Genomic DNA, 17171 nt, shown 5'->3' on the forward strand with positions numbered 1-17171 from the left:
GAGTGAATATGTGGGAGAATCTTTATGCATGATGCAAAGACAATCGTTACCAGCCCCAGACCAGTGTCAGCCCTTAAATACGCTCTCCTCACGGCCCTTATCATCTTTGTGCTGAGGGTTATCCTCTACGTGATGATGCCACAAAAGGCTGTGTTCAGCTACCATTCAGATATGTCACTCACTTTTAAGACCAATGATGTCGTTGCTCTCACGGATACCCTCATCCTGAGTTTCGTTAACCTGCTACCTTTCTCATACTCAAAGGTGTGCAAGACGCCTCTGAGCGGTCAGTTGTTCCTGCTTCACAGCCGACTGCCAGCGCACGGGAACCTTTGGATCAGCCCTCCCGTTTCGGTCTCACATCAGCTCCACAGGCACTTTCACGTCCGGTCGTAGCCACTACCCAGGACGACCACCTTTAGGCGAGAAGGTGGCGAAGCATATCGCGTGCGAACTGCTCCAGATTCAGAGCAGCGTTGAGATCCCGATCGATGACCAGCCCACACACCAAGCAATGATAGGTCCGATGTTTCAGTGGCATGCGTTTCTTGACGTGTCCACAGCCCGAGCAGCGTTTGGTGGAGGGAAACCAGCGAGAGGCCATGAAGAGGTTTCCGCCAGAAGCCGCCACCTTGGTTTTCAAGAACTGCAGGAGTTGCCCCATCGCCGCATCCGCAACGGCGCGTGAGAGCTTCCGATTGGCCATCATTCCCAGGATGTTGAGGTCTTCGATGCCAATGGCTCCGCACGTTCGAGCAATCCCGGTCGTGAACTTGTGCTGGACATCCCGGCGAATGGCGGCGATCTGCTGATGCTTGCGAGCCACCTTCAACCGCTGCTTCTGATAGTTCTTGCTGAACGTGGTTTTCCCCGTTTCCGGGTCTTTGGCTTTCTGCTTCTTCGAGAGCTGGCGTTGCAGCTTGCCGAGCTTCCCCAGATGGCGTGCCAACGGCTTTTGGTTCTCAAGCCTGCGTCCATCGGAAACCACAGCAGCCTGCTTCACGCCCACATCCACTCCCACCACCGGTTCGGGCGTGGGAGGACGCCCACAGGTGATCTCGACCTGGATGCTCACGTACCAGTGCCCCGCTTCACACGACACGGTGGCCCCTAGAATCTTGACCTCATCACACAGGACGTGTTTGCGTCGCGTGCGCTTCTTCGTTGGGACGCAGGCGTTCCCCTGCGTGACAAAGCGCAGCTTTTCTGCCAGATTGACCGTTCCCAGCTTCCGCCTACGCTTGCCTCGATCCGATTGCTGCTTGCGCTGATCCAAGATGAAGCGACCAAGTCCAGGAATGGCGATCCAATGACTGCCTATCGTGAATTTGTCATTGGCCAGATAAAACGATTCGTGGGAGGTGCCTTTCTTCTTGTACTGAGGATACGCTGCCCGCCCGGCAAAGAAATTGCTGTAGGCTTTTCCCAAATCGGCAAAGGCTCCCTCCACCACACACTTGGTCACGTCATAGGTCCACGGATAGGCTGCTTCCCGAATGGCATGGAACTGCTGCTTGAGCGCGAGAGCGTTCGGGGGCTTGAGCACACGTTGCTCTTGGGGAGTCGTTTCCTGTTCCAGCTTGTACGCGTGATACTGCTTTTCCCACTGTTCCCGTCCCCAATTGTAGATGAACCGTCTCGTCCCACAGGCCCGTTTGAGATACTCCACGTGTTCAGGGGTCGGATTCATCCGGATTTTGTGCGCCGTTTTCATTGTTGAGTGCCTTCTCTCACGCTTTGCGGTACTGACGCCATCCGCACAAAGAACGGCTCACTACAGTGACTGCTCCTCCCCGCCAGGAATGGGATGGGGGCTGGGTTGGCTGTCACGCTCCTTGCCCAAAGAACAGGTTCGGGTGACAGGTCCGCCAGACGTTGGGTCGATGGGCTCGCCCCCTCCTCCACATCGGGCTTTGGAGACAGCGGTCTCCTCATTCGCCCAGTGATGGGTTCTCTCGTCCGACCCGAGCCCGCACCCGGACGCTGGTGGGAATGTCCGCCATCGACGAGAGCGACGCTCCTTCTGGTAAATTGGAACAAGTGTACCAGAGAAGGTGAGAACTGTCAAGGGGAGTTTGGTTGGGGGACAGGGCTTTTTGGTTTTCCCGAAAAGCGTGAAAAAGAAGCCATTTCTTGCTAGACTTAGAAACAATCACAAAACACCTCTAAGAAAGCGAGAAATGACACTGCATGTACCTTAGCATATTTGGCGACGAGGAAAAAGCCTTTCCAGAAGCCATGAGCATTGATCCAGCATCCTTCTACGCCGCTTTTTCTCAGGTGAAAGATGGGCGCGGCAAACGGGGAAAGCGATATCCGCTTCCTCTCATTTTGACGCTCTTGCTCTTGGGGAAGCTGGCAGGGGAAACGAGCATCCATGGCATTTTGGAGTGGATACAGGAAAGGAAGCCACAGATCCAAAGTCTCCTTGGGTGGCCCAGGTGCTTTCCGACCAATTCCACCTGCACGTTTGCGCTCATGCATTGTGAGAGCAATGAGATTGCAGCAGCGTTTGCAAGTGTGCTGCTGAAAGCCAGAGCGATTGAGCAATGTGGGGACGAACCCAGTCGGCTCCACACGCCAGGCGAAACGAAAGAACTGACACAGTTGGCGATGGATGGCAAAGCCATGCGAGGAACCCAGAAGCATCAGGCGCCTAACCAGCCGCCAGTCCATCTGCTCTCGCTTTATGAGTGTCAAAGTGGGATCGTCATTGCGCAACGGGCAGTGGCAAAAAAAGAAAACGAGATCAGTGCTGCCGCCACCTTGCTGCATCCAGCCCTGGTCAAAGGTCGCATTCTCAGCGCCGATGCCATGCATACGCAGAAGAAGTGGTGTGCCAGCGTGCAGAGCTACGGAGGCTATTATCTGCTGATTGCCAAGCTCAATCAGCCTCAGCTCTATGAAGATCTCAGCGATTTTTTCGAGGACAAAGATGCCCAACGTGAAGAATGGCAGTATGCCAGGACGACCCAAAAAGGCCATGGGCGTTTGGAGATCAGAGAGCTTTGGAGCAGCACGCAGATGAATGCCTGGTTTGAGCCGCAATGGGCAGGGATCGCACAGGTTTTCCGGTTGCGTCGGCACAGCACCCATCTCAAGGATGGCACCACTCGAGAAGAGATCGTCTATGGGTTGACCAATTTGACGCCAAGGCAGGCCACTGCTGCTCGTCTCTTGGCATACCAACAAACTCATTGGCGCATTGAGAATCGTCTGCATTATCGACGTGACGTCACCATGGGGGAAGATGCCTCTCAAGTGCGTCTGGCGGGAGCCCCAGAGGCCCTGGCCGCGCTCAATGGAGGGGTTCTTGCCTTGATGGATTGGCTGAACGTCAAAAATGCGGCCTCCGCCATGCGTCATTTTTGTGCTCAACCTCATGAAGCCCTGCAACTGCTGTGTGGCACGTTATCGCGGTAGGACGGGTAAACCGAAAAGCCCTGGGTTGGGGGAACATCGATTTTCCCGACCGCGTCCCAAAAAGGAACGACTTGCGCATCCCCTGGTTGAAACCTGACAAGTTAACACAAGTCTGATACGCTAAAAGAAAGGAGCGAGAGCAAGCAAAGGAGGGAGAAAGATGAACCCGAAAGAATGGGAAAACCCGGAAGAATGGGCAAGCCAGACCTTCGCCTCGGCGGAATTGGGAGATCCGCGACGAACCGACCGACTGGTGCAGATCGCAGCGGCGCTGGCAGAGGAGCCAGCGGCCTCCTTGCCCAACGCGATGCGCAACGTGAGTGAGACGATGGCAGCGTATCGCTTCCTGAACACCCCAGAGATCAGCCATGAGCAGATCATGCAGCCCCATTGGGCACAAACCCGTCAGATGGCGGCGGAGCGCGCGTGGGTCTTGTTGATCGCAGACCAGACGGCGCATCACGCTCACGAGCCATACGAGCACGAGCGGAGTTGGACCCGTTGGGAAGGGAGATCGAGGACGGGAGTTCCACATCCACACGGTGCTGGCGGTCGATGCCGAGAACAAGCAGATCCTGGGCTGTGCCCATCAAGACCCCTTTGTCCGGCAAAGCGCGCCAGCCCACGAAACGCGGGCACAGCGTCGAGCGCGCCCCCGCGAGTCGCAAGTCTGGGAACGCAGCGCGCAGCACATCGGCTCCCCACCCAGTGGCAGCCATTGGGTACACGTGGGGGAGAGCGGAGCCGACCTCTTCACGTTCTGGGAAGTGTGCCGAAAGCTGGGATGTGACTTCGTAATCCGTGTGTGCCAGGACCGCTTGGTCGCGTTGGAGCCAGAGGAACAGGAAGCCGGACGGGTCTTGCATCATCTGCGCAAACAGGCAGAGAGCAAGCCAGCGCAGGACGCACGAGTCTTCCATGTGCGAGCCGAACACCAGCGTCCCGCTCGCGATACCCTGCTCCGGGTGAGCTTTCAGCGCGTCTTGATCCAGCCGCCGCAGCACGGAGCCTCCTGGGACAAGCAGGAACTGCCGGTGTGGGTCCTGCGCGTGTGGGAACCCGAGCCACCCGCCGGGGCGGAACCGTTGGAATGGCTGCTCGTCACGACGGTGCCGATTGCCACTACCGAACAGGCGTGGCAACGGGTCCAGTGGTATGGCTGGCGCTGGCTTCTGGAAGAGTTCCATCACGCGCTCAAAACCGGCTGCCGGATCGAGCAGCGGCAGATGCGCAGCGTGGAGGCGCTGTTTCGACTGCTGGCGGTCCTCACGCCGATGGCCTTGCGCTTGTTGTGTCTGCGAGAGATCGCCCAGAACGCTCCGGAGGCAGAGGCGACGGAGGTGATGAGCTCCGACGTCGTGCAGGTCGTTGCCCGTCTGGCCAGGCGTCCAATCGGGCACATGAGCGTCAGGGAACTGTGGCACACCATTGCCAGTTTCGGCGGCTATTTCAACCGCAAGGGGGATGGACCTCCGGGATGGATGACCTTGTGGCGCGGTTGGTTGTATGTCCAAACAGTCCTGGAAGGCGTTCATCTGGCTGCTTCTTTCTCTCCTTGAGCATTTGTGTTAACTTGTCAGGTTGAAACACCGGGACTTTCCAGTCCAATTTCTGGAACCGTGTGGAATGTTTCACGCACATTTGCACACTTTGTCAAGATCTAGTAAACATCTCCCTTTTTATGCCTTCGCGGGATGGCTCATAACCAGGAAAACAGGAAGCATTCGCACCGGACTGCTGACAGGGCTAAAGGCTGGCCTCTTCAGCGGGTTAGCGATCTATATCATTATTGCGATTATTGCCATTTCGTTTGCCTCATTGCTCATGCTCGTGGCATCGGGCATCTCTCACGACCAGGGCACTTTCCCTCAACTTGTGGGCAATACTATGTGGTGGGTTGTCAGGACAATACTCGTCAATAACCTCTTGTTCATTGCGTTCGACATGGCCTGTGGCACTCTCATGGGCTGGTTCGGGGCCATGCTGGGCCTTACGAGCAAGAAGACTTCTTGCTCGTAAGGAGGATCAACAGGTTCCGCCAAAAATTAGGGAAAGAGTCTTTAACAGATTCTAGACAGCAGAGGCTATGATTGAGATGAGATGTTGATCTGTTGGATCGCTGGCAAGGTAAACCAGAAGGTCGATCCTTCTCCAGGGACGCTGTGGAGACCAACCTGACCCCCTTGAAGCTCAACAAGGGTGCGGCAAATATAGAGGCCTAGTCCCAGACTCACTCCTGATCCGCTTTGTACATGAATGCCAGGTACGCGGTAAAATCGCTCCCAGACCCGCTGCTGCTGTTCGGCAGTAACGCCAGGTCCTTGATCCTGAACACTGACACGAACCTGAGATGTTTCCCAGGTCACATACACACTCACAGGAGCCGTGGGTGCAGAATATTTCAAGGCATTGGTCAAGTAGTTCGTAAACACTTGTACAACACGTTCAGGGTCAGCCATGACAACAATCTCGTCCTCTGTTGGGAGGGTGAGGGTGATGGTCCGCTCAGGGTACAGCCGTCTCTGCGTCTCAAGGCTACTGCGCAGAAGCGCTATGAGGTTACAAGGCTGGGGGTGCAACGTCAACCGCGCATCTCGTAAACGTGCGGCATCAAGGAGATCCTGGATCAAGCGATTTTGCAGTTCTGCTTGTTGGAGAGTTCCATCCAGATACTTGTGCGTCTTGAGGACTAATTTCATCCCATCGGCGGAGAGATCTTGTTGATCAAGGATACGTTGGAGACGAGTGAGCAGGTGTTGGGTATATTGCGTACTTACCTTGATCGCCGCCAATGGAGTTCGTAACTCATGTGCAATCACATCTAGAAATGCGTTGAGCTCTCTCAGCAGATGTTCTATCTTGTCGCGCGCGAGAACTTCTTCTGTCACATCGACCGCATAGAGAATGATGTCCTCGGTGTCCCCAGTCAGGCAAGAAACGGGTTGAAAAAACAGATTGAGATAGTACTCTTTGTGGATATGGTTGGTCGTCGTTGACCTCGAAATATGATATTCATGTATGCTGAGCGATTCCTTTGTTGTCATGACATGCTCCAAGGAGGTGATGATTTCTTGAAAATCGGCATCAGCAAATGCTTCTTTCATCGGTTTGCCGATGATGTCTCCTATCCCAAATTGCTCTCTCATCACAGGATTGAGCAATACCACACGGAACGCTTGGCCTCTGGCCATCAGCACAGGAACGGGAGCTAAGAGAAGGACACGTGCCAGCTCAGCACGTGACTTCTTCGCTTGTTGGCGCGTATATTGTATCTGACTGAGGAGAAGGCAAAGACCCAAGGACGCGATGCTGCTGATGAGGACATTATAAACGTGCTCCATATGACGCAATTCCAGTGACAAAAAAGGTGGAAGGATGAGAAGTATCCAGAGCAGGATACCTTCCCCTGCCGCAAGAAGGCCAGGAAGCGTTCCCCATCCTAAGGACATGATGAGCACAACAATCAGAAGCAACACATCTGCAAAGAGAAAATAAGGCGAGATGGGGGTAAGAAACATCATGCCGAGCACGATGAACAGTGGGAGCAATATCGCAAGAAGGTAGCCAAGAGCAGGGACACGCAAGCTTGTTGGGAGGAATGAGGGTACAAAGGAGTAGATGCGGAAACCATGCCAGGAGTGTTCTTTATAAACATATTTTTCAGGGTGAGTCGTTGTGGCGTCTCGCAAGGATTCCGTATAGACCCCATTTTCCGAGAGAAGTCGTGCGTCGTTGGAAAGCGATGTTGCGTCGTTCTGACCCATACAGGCTTACCTCTCTACTGTATCTTTAGAAGGACAATGCATCTATTTCTTTCATTTTAAAAGGAACAAATAGGAAGTTGGCGTAGATGCGCTTTGCAACCTTTCCCTGTTCATTATAGAAGTCTAAACAACCTGAGAGTTTTTTTGACACTCCCCCGGCTAAGGCACGCGGGAGTGTCAATCTCACATATCGTACCCTACAGGCCTGATTCGCTATGAACGTGGGAATCTAGTGACACTCCACATGGTCTAAAGACCAGTGGCTTCTCGCAAGTACATTTTCTCCTTGCGAGCTACGCGCATAGCATTGCTGCTATCCGTGGGTCGTGCCATTCGACCAACTACAGGGGAGCAATCGATTATCCCCTGATACTTTTGTACGTTGATTGAAATGCCTACACGTTGCAATTGCTCTCTTTAGCAAGTAGCCGTGGTCTTTGGCTAACACGGTAGCGTTTTTACCCATAGCCCTTCGCTATGGAACCCATACACTATTCAGTTCTCAATGTACTGCTGATCAATTCTTTTCGCGTACAGAAAAAACGGAAGGGCAAGGGCTAAAGCCGCAAACGCCTAACCACGGGATGAATCCCCGTGGCTTGCGGCGGGCTAAAGCCCAATAACGTCAGGTCAATCCTCGTTTTTCAAATACGAATTTACCTCTTTCGACACTGTCGGAACAGGTCATTATCAAGCAGCTATCATGAGTGCTATAATGTGTGCCAACGTTTGTTGATTGCACAGCGCCAAAGAAAGCCGATACATGGATTCCTATCACTCTCGCCTGTTTCGCTGGTTTATACTATTGTGGCTGGGCCTCATCTATCTCTGGGGGCTTCGACTGCAAGGAATTCCTGAGCATACACTCGCCCTTCCAGAGATCCTCCTGTTTACGATCCTGATGATTATTCATATCGTCATCCACTGGTTTTATCTTTCGGATCGGTTCGCTCAAGTATCGCAATCGCGGCAATTACTGATGTGCATCCTCCAAAGTCTGCTCGCACTGGGCCTTTGCATTCTCATTCATGAATGGGATGTCACGATGGGCCTCTATCTCACACTTATCTTGGAAACCAGCGTATTTCAGAATCAGACCCGCGTGATAGCGATTGGGACCTATATCACTTCCTTGCTCCTGGCTACGTTTATTCTCTACGTCACTATTCCTCACGAACTAGGAGAGGCACTACGGGGATTTGCCGCACCAATTTTTGTGTTTGCCGTCAGTTTTACCGTTCTCTACCTTCAGCAGGTACACGCACGCGAGCAGGCGCAGAAATTGCTCAAGGACCTTGAAATTGCGCACGCTCAGCTCTCTGCTTACGCTCTCCATGTGGAGAAACTCACCCTCACTACTGAGCGGCAGCGGATGGCACGTGAATTACATGATACCCTGGTCCAAGGGCTGGCTGGCTTAGCCATGCAATTAGAGGTCACGGATCGACGACTGACCAACCAACGCTATGAGCCTGCACAAAATATCATTCAACAGGCAATGGTACAAACACGAGAAACGCTGGCAGAGGCCCGTAGCGCTATTTATGATTTGCGTATGGATGTAGAACATGTTGAGAGCCTCACACTCACAGTACAGGAAAAGGTCGCCCGCTTCAGCAGAGCCACTGGCATAGCCTGTAGCGTTGACCTTAATGCACTCTCGCTTACCTCTTCCACACAACAGATACATGTGCTACGGGTGATTACTGAAGGTCTCGCCAACATAGCCCGCCACGCCCAGGCACAGCACGCCTGGATTCGTGCCATCTGTACGACGACTCGCGACAAGAAACAATTGCTCATCGAAATACGCGATAATGGAAAAGGATTCGACCCCACAGTTATCGCGACGCAGGTTGGACATTACGGTCTGCTTGGCCTGCGCGAACGCGCACACCTGATAGGTGGTTGCCTGGATGTAGAGAGCAAACAAGGACAGGGAACGGTATTACGGTTCCAGATACCGCTCGAGCAGAAAGGGGCACTTGATGAATAAAAAAATTCGCGTGATGATCGTCGATGACCATACCATTATTCGCGAAGGAGTGCGTTTGATGCTAGAAGAGGCCAGTGACGAGTTCCAGGTCGTCGGTGACGCTGCGGATGGCGAGACAGCCTTACGACTGATGGAAGAATTACAGCCAGATGTGGTTCTTATGGATCTGCGTATGCCTTCTATGGATGGTATCACCGCCATTGAGCAAATTCGCCGATGCTCTCCACAAGTCGCCATTCTTATCCTCACGACCTACAATGAAGATGATCTCATGATTCGTGGATTACAAGCAGGAGCCTGTGGCTACCTGCTCAAGGATATTCGGCTAGACACCTTACTCAACGCGATCCGTGCCGCAGCCAGAGGAGAAATCCTGATGCAATCTGATATCATGGCACGACTTCTCTCTTATACAACAAAATCCGCGCCTTTCGAGCCTCGCGCAAGTAATCAGAGCCATCAAAGCTCCATCGATTTAACCGAGCGAGAGAGAGAAGTCCTTATAGCGGTCGCACGCGGTGATCGGAGTAAAGACATTGCCAGGCATTTGGGCATTGCGGAGAGAACAGTTCGAGCATATCTGACCAGTATTTATACGAAACTGAATGTCACTTCGCGAGCGTCAGCTATCACGGTCGCCATTCGCTACGGTATTTTGTCACCCAACGATGAAAGAGATGAAAACTGGTGACGACTCCTCACGGCTGAAGGCAGAGGTTTTAGGCACCCGTTTGATACACTAACGCTCAATCACTTCGAATACCTGCTACCTTTCTCATACTCGAACGTGTGTAAACACCCTCGAGCGGTCAGTTCTTCCTGCTTCATCGTCGATAGCCAGCGCACGGGAACCTTTGGATCGGCCCTCCCGTTTCGGTCTCACATCAACTCCCCAGGCATTTTACGTCCGGCGGTAGCCACTCTCCAGGACGGCCAGCTTTACGCGTGAAGCTGGCGAAGCTCTTCTGTTGCGAACCACAGCAAATTCAAGGCGGCATTGAGATCCCGGTCGATCACCAGCCCACAGGCCACGCACTGATAGGTGCGGTGTTTGAGCGGCATGCGCTTTTTGACCTGCCCACAGCACGAACAGCGTTTGGTCGAAGGGAACCAGCGCGAGGCGATGAAGAGCTCTCCCCCGGCGTTGGCCACTTTGGTCTTGAGGAACTGCAACAGTTGCCCCATCGCGGCATCGGCCACGGCACGCGAGAGCTTCCGGTTGGCCATCATCCCCAGGATGTTGAGGTCTTCGATGCCGATGGCCCCACAGGTGCGCGCCAGTTCGCTCGTGAACTTGTGCTGCACATCCCGCCGAATGTTGGCGATCTGCTGATGCTTGCGTGCGACCTTGAGTCGTTGCTTCTCGTAATTCTTACTGAACACGGTTCGCCTGGTTTGCGGGTCTTTCGTCTTCTCTTTCTTACTGAGTTGGCGTTGCAGCTTGCCGAGTTTCTTGAGATGGAGCGCTAATGGCCTTTGGTTCTCAAGCCTGCGCCCATCGCTCACCACAGCAGCGTGCTTTACGCCCACATCTACCCCCACCACTGCTTCGGGAGCTTTAGGGCGCTCCCGTGTGATGTCTCCTTGGATGGAGACGTACCAGTGCCCCGCTTCACAGCAGACCGTCGCCCCCAGGATCTTGACCCGTTCGCACACGACGTGCTTGCGCTGGTTGCGCTTCTTCGTGGGAGTGGTGGCTTTCCCCTTTTCGACGAAGCGCAGTTTTTCGGCGAGGTTCACCGTTCCCAGTCTGCGTAAGAGCTTGCCTCGGTCCTTCTTCGTTTGGCGCTGATCGAGGATGAAGCGGCCAAGTCCGGGAATCGAGATCCAATGGCTTCCCAAGGTGAATTTATCGTTGGAGAGATAGAACGACTCGTGCGACTTCCCCTTTTTCTTGTACTGCGGGTAGTTCGCTCGGCCCGCAAAGAAGTTGTCATACGCTTTCTTGAGGTCATCGAACGCACCCTCCACCACACACTTCGTCACCTGATAGGTCCATGGGTACTCCTGCTCCCGGATCTCGTTAAATTGCTTCTTGAGTGCGAGGGCATGTGGCGGGTTGAGCACGCGCTGCTCTTGGGGAACGGTTTCCTGCTCAGCTGTATACGCCTGATACTGCTTCTCCCACTGCTCCCGTCCCCAGTTGTAGATAAACCGCCTCGTGCCACAGGCTCGTTTGAGATACTCCACCTGTTCAGGCGTGGGGTTCATCCGGATCTTGTGCGCGGTTTTCATCCTTGAGCGCCTTTTCTCCCGCTTTGCGGGAATTCCAGTTGAGCAGGACTCGACACCCGGCAAGTGGCTCTCGTTCAGCGAGCGGCTGGCAACTTCGGAAGGTTGAGCGCCGTGGTCAGATCGACCTCATGAGAGGAGCGACGCCCAGAAAGCGTTCGTTTGGCTTTGAGCCTGCTTTCTCGGTCCCAGCGCTGCACTGTTTTCACGCTGACATCCACCTGCTTGGCAAACGGTACGACTGCGTATATCTACTTATTCTCACTTACTTTCGCACACGTTGTCAATACCTAGTATGTATCTCCTTCTCGCAGGCACCAAACGCTTTTTTTCTCCATGCTACATTCTCGTCTCCTTGCCTTCGCCGCCAAATAGTCAATGTAGACATAAGACGCAAACTTGCCATCAATGCCGCTTCCGCCACTGTCAAAAGAGGTATCGAAAGAATGGCGAAAGAGACGATGCAGCGCTCAGCGTCAATGGCTATACTGAGACCACCAATAGAATAAAACTTTCGCCGCTAACAGACCGGCCTAATGCTATGCCAAATATGTTGCCCCTCTCCTTCCTTATACTCAAGGGACATACCATATGTACGACCGAGCAAGCATTGCCAAATTGGTGCCCACCGCCTGACGCTTTGTCGGGCAAAAAACATCGTTGCGTGCGAGACCAATGAGAATACTTCTGGGAGGTTACATAGACCCATGAAAAAATTCACCGTTGCCGTGCTTATCATAGGAGCCTTCCTCCTCTACAGCTTTTTGTATCACTCAAATGCTGTCGCGCTCCTACCAACCGGTTCGACCAATTCAAATTCACCGGCAAACACATCTCCTACAAATGTGGCCTCGCCTCCTACCAGTTCAGCGGGTTCATCCGGCTCTGGCTCGTACAAAGATGGTTCATATGTCGGAAGTGTTGACGATGCGACCTGGGGCAACGTTCAGGTAAAAGCTGTTATTCAGAATGGGAAAATAACGTCTGTAGCGTTTTTGCAGTATCCAAGCGATCGAAGCCGATCGATCTCTATCAATGCCTACGCTGACCCTATCCTCTCCCAAGAAGCAATTCAAGCACAAAGTGCTCAAGTCGACCTGGTCTCGGGGGCCACGGATACGAGCAACGCTTTTATACAATCGCTTACCGACGCTCTTTCTCAGGCAAAATAAACATGAAACACACGCGCCTACTTATGGGGATACCCATTACGGTCGAGATCGTCGACCCATTCGTGACTCAGGAAGATAAGGATATATGATTGATGCTCAAGGCAGAGCAACCTTTACCAGTGGCTTTGAAAGGTATGTGTGTCGCCAATGATAACCAAACCCATAGATTATGTCTTAGACAGAATCACTATGTATCGATTGGTACTCTATGCCCTGATAGGGATGCTCGGATTAGCAATGCTCCTATCATGCTTTAAGCTCCTTTCTTTTTCCCCACTCATGCTCCTGGCATCAACGCTCTTTTTGCTCATCATGTGTTGGGCCATGAATACTATTCTGGCGCGTGTGTTTGCCGTACCAGCGAATGTTGAATCAGCTACAATCACAGCGCTCATTCTGGCATTGATTCTCGATCCAGCCCAGTCTTCCGGTGATATCCAATTCCTCGGCTGGGCAGCGATCCTGGCAATGGCTTCTAAATACATACTCGCCGTGCGTCACAAACACCTCTTCAATCCAGCAGCAATCGCGGTTGTCATTACTGCGGTTGTGTTGAATAAGTCAGCAAGCTGGTGGGTGGGCACGACAGACATGTTACCCCTCGTGCTCTTTGGTGGCTGGCTGGTAGCGCGTAAGATACGTCAGGAGGATGTCGTTCTCGTGTGTTGTGGCGTTGCGCTGGCATGTTCGTGCGTGGTGACACTGCTACAGGGCAATGCGCTCCTCACCCATCTAAAACAAATGCTGCTCGGGTCGCCCCTCTTTTTCTTCACCACGATCATGCTCACGGAGCCACTCACAGCTCCGCCAACCAGGTCACTACGGCGGCTTTATGCGGCGATCGTTGGCGTGCTCTTCATTCCACAACTGCATATCGGCTCAGTGTACTCGACCCCCGAGATTGCCCTGGTTCTGGGAAACATTTTCTCGTACCTGGTGAGTCCGAAGACAAAAGTGCTGCTGAAATTAAGCAGGAAGGTCAAGCTGGCTCCCGGTGTGATGGATTTCGTTTTCAAACCCTCCCAACAGCTGGCATTTGCCCCCGGGCAATATATGGAGTTCACACTCGATCATCCTCACGCTGATAGCAGAGGGAATCGGCGATACTTTACGCTCGCCTCATCACCAACAGAAAAACTTGTTCACGTAGGCATACGCTTTTATCCCGAGGGTAGCTCTTTTAAGCATGCCATGACCACAATGGATGGTCGGACAAAAATTATGGCGGCTCAGATAGCCGGAGATTTTACCCTTCCCGCGAACCCGCAACAAAAACTCGTCTTCATCGCGGGCGGCATAGGAATTACGCCCTTTCGCAGCATGCTGAAGTACCTCCTTGATACCCGGGAGAAACGCGACATTATTCTCTTCTACGTCAACAAAACCGCGAATGAGTTTGTCTACGTCGACGTTCTCCAAGCGGCGCAAGCCCAACTCGGCGCCAAAGTATACCCTGTCGTGACCGATACAACAGCCGTTCCACGCAACTGGCCGGGCCTGGTGGGCAGGCTCAATGAGCAAGTCATTTATGCTACTGTCCCAGATTATAGAGAGCGTACGTACTACTTGTCCGGGCCGCCAGAGATGGTACGAGCCTCTGTAGAGATGCTGGGGCATATGCACATCAGGCCAAACCAGATAAAGAAAGACTTTTTCCCAGGACTTACATGATATGTCGTCACTATGTTGTTTTGCATTTGTCAGTGAGAAACGACAATACCTCTCAAAGGGATATTAACCCCTCTTGAGATGTATTGTCGTTCTGGTCTAATCGTAACGCTGAAAATAGAGAAACCTGACCATGGCCCACCTTTGTGAAGGGAGTAACCTTGAGAGAGAGAGTTTACTAAGGAGCGCGACGTCCTAAAAAGCGATCGACATCTTTTCGCGTGTTCCACCAGAAAGTATGCGTTCATTAAGCAGCACCAGGACGAGTATCTGGTGACAGTGCTGTGTCGAGGACTTGAGTTCTCGGCGAGTGGGAGACGACGCCTCACGCCATCGTCCCGCCAGCCAGCAAAAACTGAGAAGATGCCAAGCGCGTTTATGTTAAGAAAGTCCCCACAGTATCTTAAAATGATGACGAATATGCCTATAAGTCATCCGTTCAGACGGCCAGCCGTCTGGGGAGAACTGCGGCTCCCGCTACTCCTCGCCCCACTTGCAAAGGGTCGGAGTTACTTTTGCGTAAGATGTTGTACGATCCGTTGATATCGGCATGAATGAGGCGTCCATCCCTGGCACGATACCAACTGCGAGCCACACGCTTGCCTGAGAACACTGGCTTCTCAGCCGTGTTGGCTTCATACGTTGGGATGGGGTCACCGTCCAGAAAACTGGCCTTGCTGGTGTAGCTTTCTTCCTGAAGGATGACCCTGATTCCAACCAGGTGCGCTTTGTAGGTTAACTGCTCAATGAAACGGGCATGGGGAAGCTGCACAAACTGCTGATTGGTCCTGCGTCCCATACTCACATTCTGTTTTCCAGAAGGGATTCTTGCCAATCACCAGCGTTCCGATGCCTTCGCTCACCAACAGATCAATGATGCGACGGCTGGCCATGTGTAAATACGCATCCACACGACGATTGCGCTTCGTCGTCACACGATCCAGGTGGCGCGAGGTGTATCGGTTCTCATGCGCGAGGCGTTGCTGCTGCCTGGCGCGCTGTTTGTTGTTAAAACTAAGCATGAGTGTCACCACTCCTACTCGTCTTCAAAACCGTGCTTGACAGTTTCCCGTCACACGGCTCCTCAGTAACATGGCCTTTGTCGTAGGTACCGTTGGCCTTTTTCGAGTGGCGCTCGTCGTGGCAATGACGATGGAGAGCGAACTTGTTGCTCAATTCCTCTCCGCCTCCTTCACTTTTCGGGGTAATGTGATCGATCTCTATGAGGTCTTCATCTTTGAAGTACAGTCCACACCAACGGCATTTTCCCTCTTGCTTCTGTAAAAGTTTTGCTTTAACTCCGTTAAGAAGCGGGTGTTTCTTGAGTCGCTGGCTCCAGTAAAGAAGATTTCCGTCATATGGGCTGGCAGTTCCTTTCACTTTTACATGACGCCGGATGTATGTTTGTTGGTGGTTTCGTAGTTGTAGGTCGGGGGTTCGGAAGATCCATCCCTTTCCTTCATCCACTTTCCAATACTTTTGCATAATCCAGTGTCGATTTTTGTTTGGGTGCCTGCGATTCGCCCATCTTTCCAGTTGTCGAAAAAGTACCATGTCGCAGTGCTTGAATGCCCTTCTTGCACAGATGCTTCGGTAGTAGTTTGCCCATCCGTAAATGACCGGGTTCAACTCTTTAATGAGCTTTTCCTGTTTCATGCTCCGGTGCTCTGCTACCAGACGATGCGTTTCTTTCACATGGTGCGCAATCGCTTCCTTACTGGGTCTGATGAGTGTCTTGAAGCCAAGTGGTTGACCATTAGGCCGCTTTCCGGTGTGTGTTTTCCCCATCGGATACTGGCGTATGGTGAAACCAAGGAAATCAAATCCCGTTTTTCCCTGATATTCCATCAAGGTGTGCGTGATCCGTGTCTTGCTCGGCTTGAGTTCTAGTCCAATGCGCTGTAACCATTCCGAAAGGATTTCTTTTGCTTTTTCGACGCCTTCGAGCTTGGGATGGAAAACCACCAGATCATCGGCGTAGCGGACAAATTTGGGTCGTCCCTCCTTCCACCGGTAGGCCGCTATCAAGTCCGTTTCCATACCATGAAGCGCGATATTCATAAGTAATGGTGAGATGACTCCCCCCTGCGGGGTTCCTTTCCGGGTCTCGTCAAATATGCCATTATCAATGATTCCCGCTTTGAGCCAAGCTTTCACAAGCAGCCTTACTGCGGGATAGGTGTCGAGTTTGGCGAGAAGTGCCTGATGATCAATATGATCAAATGCTCCTTTAATATCGGCATCCAGGACATACTTTGCCTGTGTGCAGATATTGGTGTGAATGGTTTGAATTGCATCATGACAGGAACGTCCAGGGCGGAAACCAAAGCTATTGGGTTCAAATTTGGCTTCCCATTGTGGCTCTAAAGCGAACTTTACGAGGCACTGGTGCGAGCGATCTCGCATGATGGGAATCCCCAAGGGTCTTTTCTCATCCTTTCCAGGCTTGGGAATATAGATCCTTCGCACTGGTTGGGGTTTGTATTGAGACCATTGCTTGGGGTGGATTTGTTCAGCCAGAGTGAAACGCTGGGCCGGTTTGACTGATTTTACTCCGTCAATGCCTGCTGTGCGTTTTCCCTGGTTGTCTTGGGTCACTCGTCGAACCGCTAAAAGCCTTGTCGCTCTGGATTTCATCAGAAGTTTCTGTAGTTTGTGGACTGCTCTTGTGTTGCCACGGCTCTCGGCTTTGAAGATGCGCTTTTGTAGGCGGTAAACATGCTGCTCGAGCTTGCGCCAGGGCAGCTTGTTCCAACTTTCACTCTCAGGGTCAGGTGGTAGCTTGATCTTGGGTGCCTTCGTTTTCACCATACTACTCGTTTCTCTTCATTCCATGTTACCGTGCCTACGTCAGCATATCCTGGGCATTACCCCAGGCATTGGCTTTTTAGGCAATCCTTCTCGGAGGCAGCTTGC

General features: G+C 52.6%; 13 protein-coding genes and 2 pseudogenes. 8 read left to right on the plus strand and 7 right to left on the minus strand.

The features are described from left to right. Positions 1–418: 418 nt before the first annotated feature. Positions 419–1714 carry an RNA-guided endonuclease InsQ/TnpB family protein gene (locus tag KRAC_RS18590; RefSeq protein WP_007909631.1) on the minus strand — a complete coding sequence of 432 codons (1296 nt, stop codon included), beginning with the start codon at positions 1712–1714 and terminating at the stop codon, positions 419–421. A 476-nt stretch (positions 1715–2190) separates the two neighbouring features. Here KRAC_RS18590 and KRAC_RS18595 point away from each other — a divergent pair, with 476 nt between their 5' ends. The 4 genes and pseudogenes from KRAC_RS18595 to KRAC_RS18610 all read left to right on the plus strand — a co-directional run bounded on the left by KRAC_RS18595 (position 2191) and on the right by KRAC_RS18610 (position 5442). Further along, on the plus strand, positions 2191–3423 hold the full coding sequence (locus KRAC_RS18595) for an ISAs1 family transposase (RefSeq protein WP_007909633.1): 1233 nt from the start codon (positions 2191–2193) through the stop codon (positions 3421–3423). Between the two features lie 160 nt (positions 3424–3583). Then, positions 3584–3772, plus strand: a pseudogene (locus KRAC_RS76060) (IS4/Tn5 family transposase DNA-binding protein); the annotation flags it as partial. Positions 3773–3881: 109 nt separating this feature from the next. Further along, positions 3882–4982: an IS4 family transposase gene (locus KRAC_RS18605; RefSeq protein ID WP_157507188.1), complete on the plus strand. Its 1101-nt coding sequence runs from the start codon at positions 3882–3884 to the stop codon at positions 4980–4982. Positions 4983–5049: 67 nt separating this feature from the next. Then, positions 5050–5442 carry a hypothetical protein gene (locus KRAC_RS18610; RefSeq protein WP_007909634.1) on the plus strand — a complete coding sequence of 131 codons (393 nt, stop codon included), beginning with the start codon at positions 5050–5052 and terminating at the stop codon, positions 5440–5442. 65 nt (positions 5443–5507) lie between these two features. Here KRAC_RS18610 and KRAC_RS18615 read toward each other — a convergent pair whose 3' ends face one another. Continuing rightward, the gene (locus tag KRAC_RS18615; RefSeq protein WP_007909636.1) at positions 5508–7187 is read right to left on the minus strand and encodes a sensor histidine kinase; all 1680 of its coding nucleotides are present in this window, start codon (positions 7185–7187) and stop codon (positions 5508–5510) included. A 763-nt stretch (positions 7188–7950) separates the two neighbouring features. Here KRAC_RS18615 and KRAC_RS18620 point away from each other — a divergent pair. Together KRAC_RS18620 and KRAC_RS18625 are read left to right on the plus strand one after the other, a co-directional pair. After that, on the plus strand, positions 7951–9183 hold the full coding sequence (locus KRAC_RS18620; RefSeq protein WP_007909637.1) for a sensor histidine kinase: 1233 nt from the start codon (positions 7951–7953) through the stop codon (positions 9181–9183). Continuing rightward, the gene (locus KRAC_RS18625; RefSeq protein ID WP_007909638.1) at positions 9176–9874 is read left to right on the plus strand and encodes a response regulator transcription factor; all 699 of its coding nucleotides are present in this window, start codon (positions 9176–9178) and stop codon (positions 9872–9874) included. Before KRAC_RS18620 ends, KRAC_RS18625 begins: the two co-directional genes overlap by 8 nt. A 248-nt stretch (positions 9875–10122) precedes the next feature. On the opposite strand, the gene KRAC_RS18630 is transcribed toward KRAC_RS18625, so the two are convergent. Further along, on the minus strand, positions 10123–11418 hold the full coding sequence (locus tag KRAC_RS18630) for an RNA-guided endonuclease InsQ/TnpB family protein (protein ID WP_007909639.1): 1296 nt from the start codon (positions 11416–11418) through the stop codon (positions 10123–10125). A gap of 77 nt (positions 11419–11495) precedes the next feature. Continuing rightward, a pseudogene (locus KRAC_RS61935) lies at positions 11496–11666 on the minus strand (MerR family DNA-binding transcriptional regulator); the annotation flags it as partial. A 456-nt stretch (positions 11667–12122) separates the two neighbouring features. Here KRAC_RS61935 and KRAC_RS18635 point away from each other — a divergent pair. Beyond that, the gene (locus KRAC_RS18635) at positions 12123–12587 is read left to right on the plus strand and encodes an FMN-binding protein (protein WP_007909642.1); all 465 of its coding nucleotides are present in this window, start codon (positions 12123–12125) and stop codon (positions 12585–12587) included. A 189-nt stretch (positions 12588–12776) separates the two neighbouring features. Beyond that, positions 12777–14258, plus strand: a complete 1482-nt coding sequence (locus KRAC_RS18640; RefSeq protein WP_244422197.1) for an FAD-dependent oxidoreductase — start codon at positions 12777–12779, stop codon at positions 14256–14258. 436 nt (positions 14259–14694) lie between these two features. Here the strand turns inward: KRAC_RS18640 and KRAC_RS76065 are convergent, their stop codons facing one another. The 3 genes from KRAC_RS76065 to ltrA are packed head-to-tail and all read right to left on the minus strand — an operon-like array spanning position 14695 to position 17066. Further along, positions 14695–15054, minus strand: a complete 360-nt coding sequence (locus KRAC_RS76065; RefSeq protein WP_244422199.1) for a zinc ribbon domain-containing protein — start codon at positions 15052–15054, stop codon at positions 14695–14697. Continuing rightward, positions 14999–15277 carry a transposase gene (locus KRAC_RS76070; RefSeq protein WP_052568397.1) on the minus strand — a complete coding sequence of 93 codons (279 nt, stop codon included), beginning with the start codon at positions 15275–15277 and terminating at the stop codon, positions 14999–15001. The genes KRAC_RS76065 and KRAC_RS76070 overlap by 56 nt, the downstream gene beginning before the upstream one ends. Then, complete coding sequence (gene ltrA, locus KRAC_RS18650) at positions 15270–17066, minus strand: group II intron reverse transcriptase/maturase (protein WP_007905969.1); 1797 nt, start codon at positions 17064–17066, stop codon at positions 15270–15272. The genes KRAC_RS76070 and ltrA overlap by 8 nt, the downstream gene beginning before the upstream one ends. Positions 17067–17171 lie beyond the last annotated feature (105 nt).

Source organism: Ktedonobacter racemifer DSM 44963 (genome assembly GCF_000178855.1).
In the GTDB taxonomy this organism is placed as follows: Bacteria; Chloroflexota; Ktedonobacteria; order Ktedonobacterales; family Ktedonobacteraceae; genus Ktedonobacter; species Ktedonobacter racemifer.

Coding starts and splice junctions, on each gene's coding strand:
- ltrA (WP_007905969.1), bottom strand. CDS start 17,066: ATGGTGAAAACGAAGGCACCCAAGATCAAGCTACCACCTGACCCTGAG.
- KRAC_RS18620 (WP_007909637.1), top strand. CDS start 7,951: ATGGATTCCTATCACTCTCGCCTGTTTCGCTGGTTTATACTATTGTGG.
- KRAC_RS18640 (WP_244422197.1), top strand. CDS start 12,777: ATGTATCGATTGGTACTCTATGCCCTGATAGGGATGCTCGGATTAGCA.
- KRAC_RS18595 (WP_007909633.1), top strand. CDS start 2,191: ATGTACCTTAGCATATTTGGCGACGAGGAAAAAGCCTTTCCAGAAGCC.
- KRAC_RS76065 (WP_244422199.1), bottom strand. CDS start 15,054: ATGGGACGCAGGACCAATCAGCAGTTTGTGCAGCTTCCCCATGCCCGT.
- KRAC_RS18625 (WP_007909638.1), top strand. CDS start 9,176: ATGAATAAAAAAATTCGCGTGATGATCGTCGATGACCATACCATTATT.
- KRAC_RS76070 (WP_052568397.1), bottom strand. CDS start 15,277: ATGCTTAGTTTTAACAACAAACAGCGCGCCAGGCAGCAGCAACGCCTC.
- KRAC_RS18615 (WP_007909636.1), bottom strand. CDS start 7,187: ATGGGTCAGAACGACGCAACATCGCTTTCCAACGACGCACGACTTCTC.
- KRAC_RS18630 (WP_007909639.1), bottom strand. CDS start 11,418: ATGAAAACCGCGCACAAGATCCGGATGAACCCCACGCCTGAACAGGTG.
- KRAC_RS18590 (WP_007909631.1), bottom strand. CDS start 1,714: ATGAAAACGGCGCACAAAATCCGGATGAATCCGACCCCTGAACACGTG.
- KRAC_RS18635 (WP_007909642.1), top strand. CDS start 12,123: ATGAAAAAATTCACCGTTGCCGTGCTTATCATAGGAGCCTTCCTCCTC.
- KRAC_RS18610 (WP_007909634.1), top strand. CDS start 5,050: ATGTTTCACGCACATTTGCACACTTTGTCAAGATCTAGTAAACATCTC.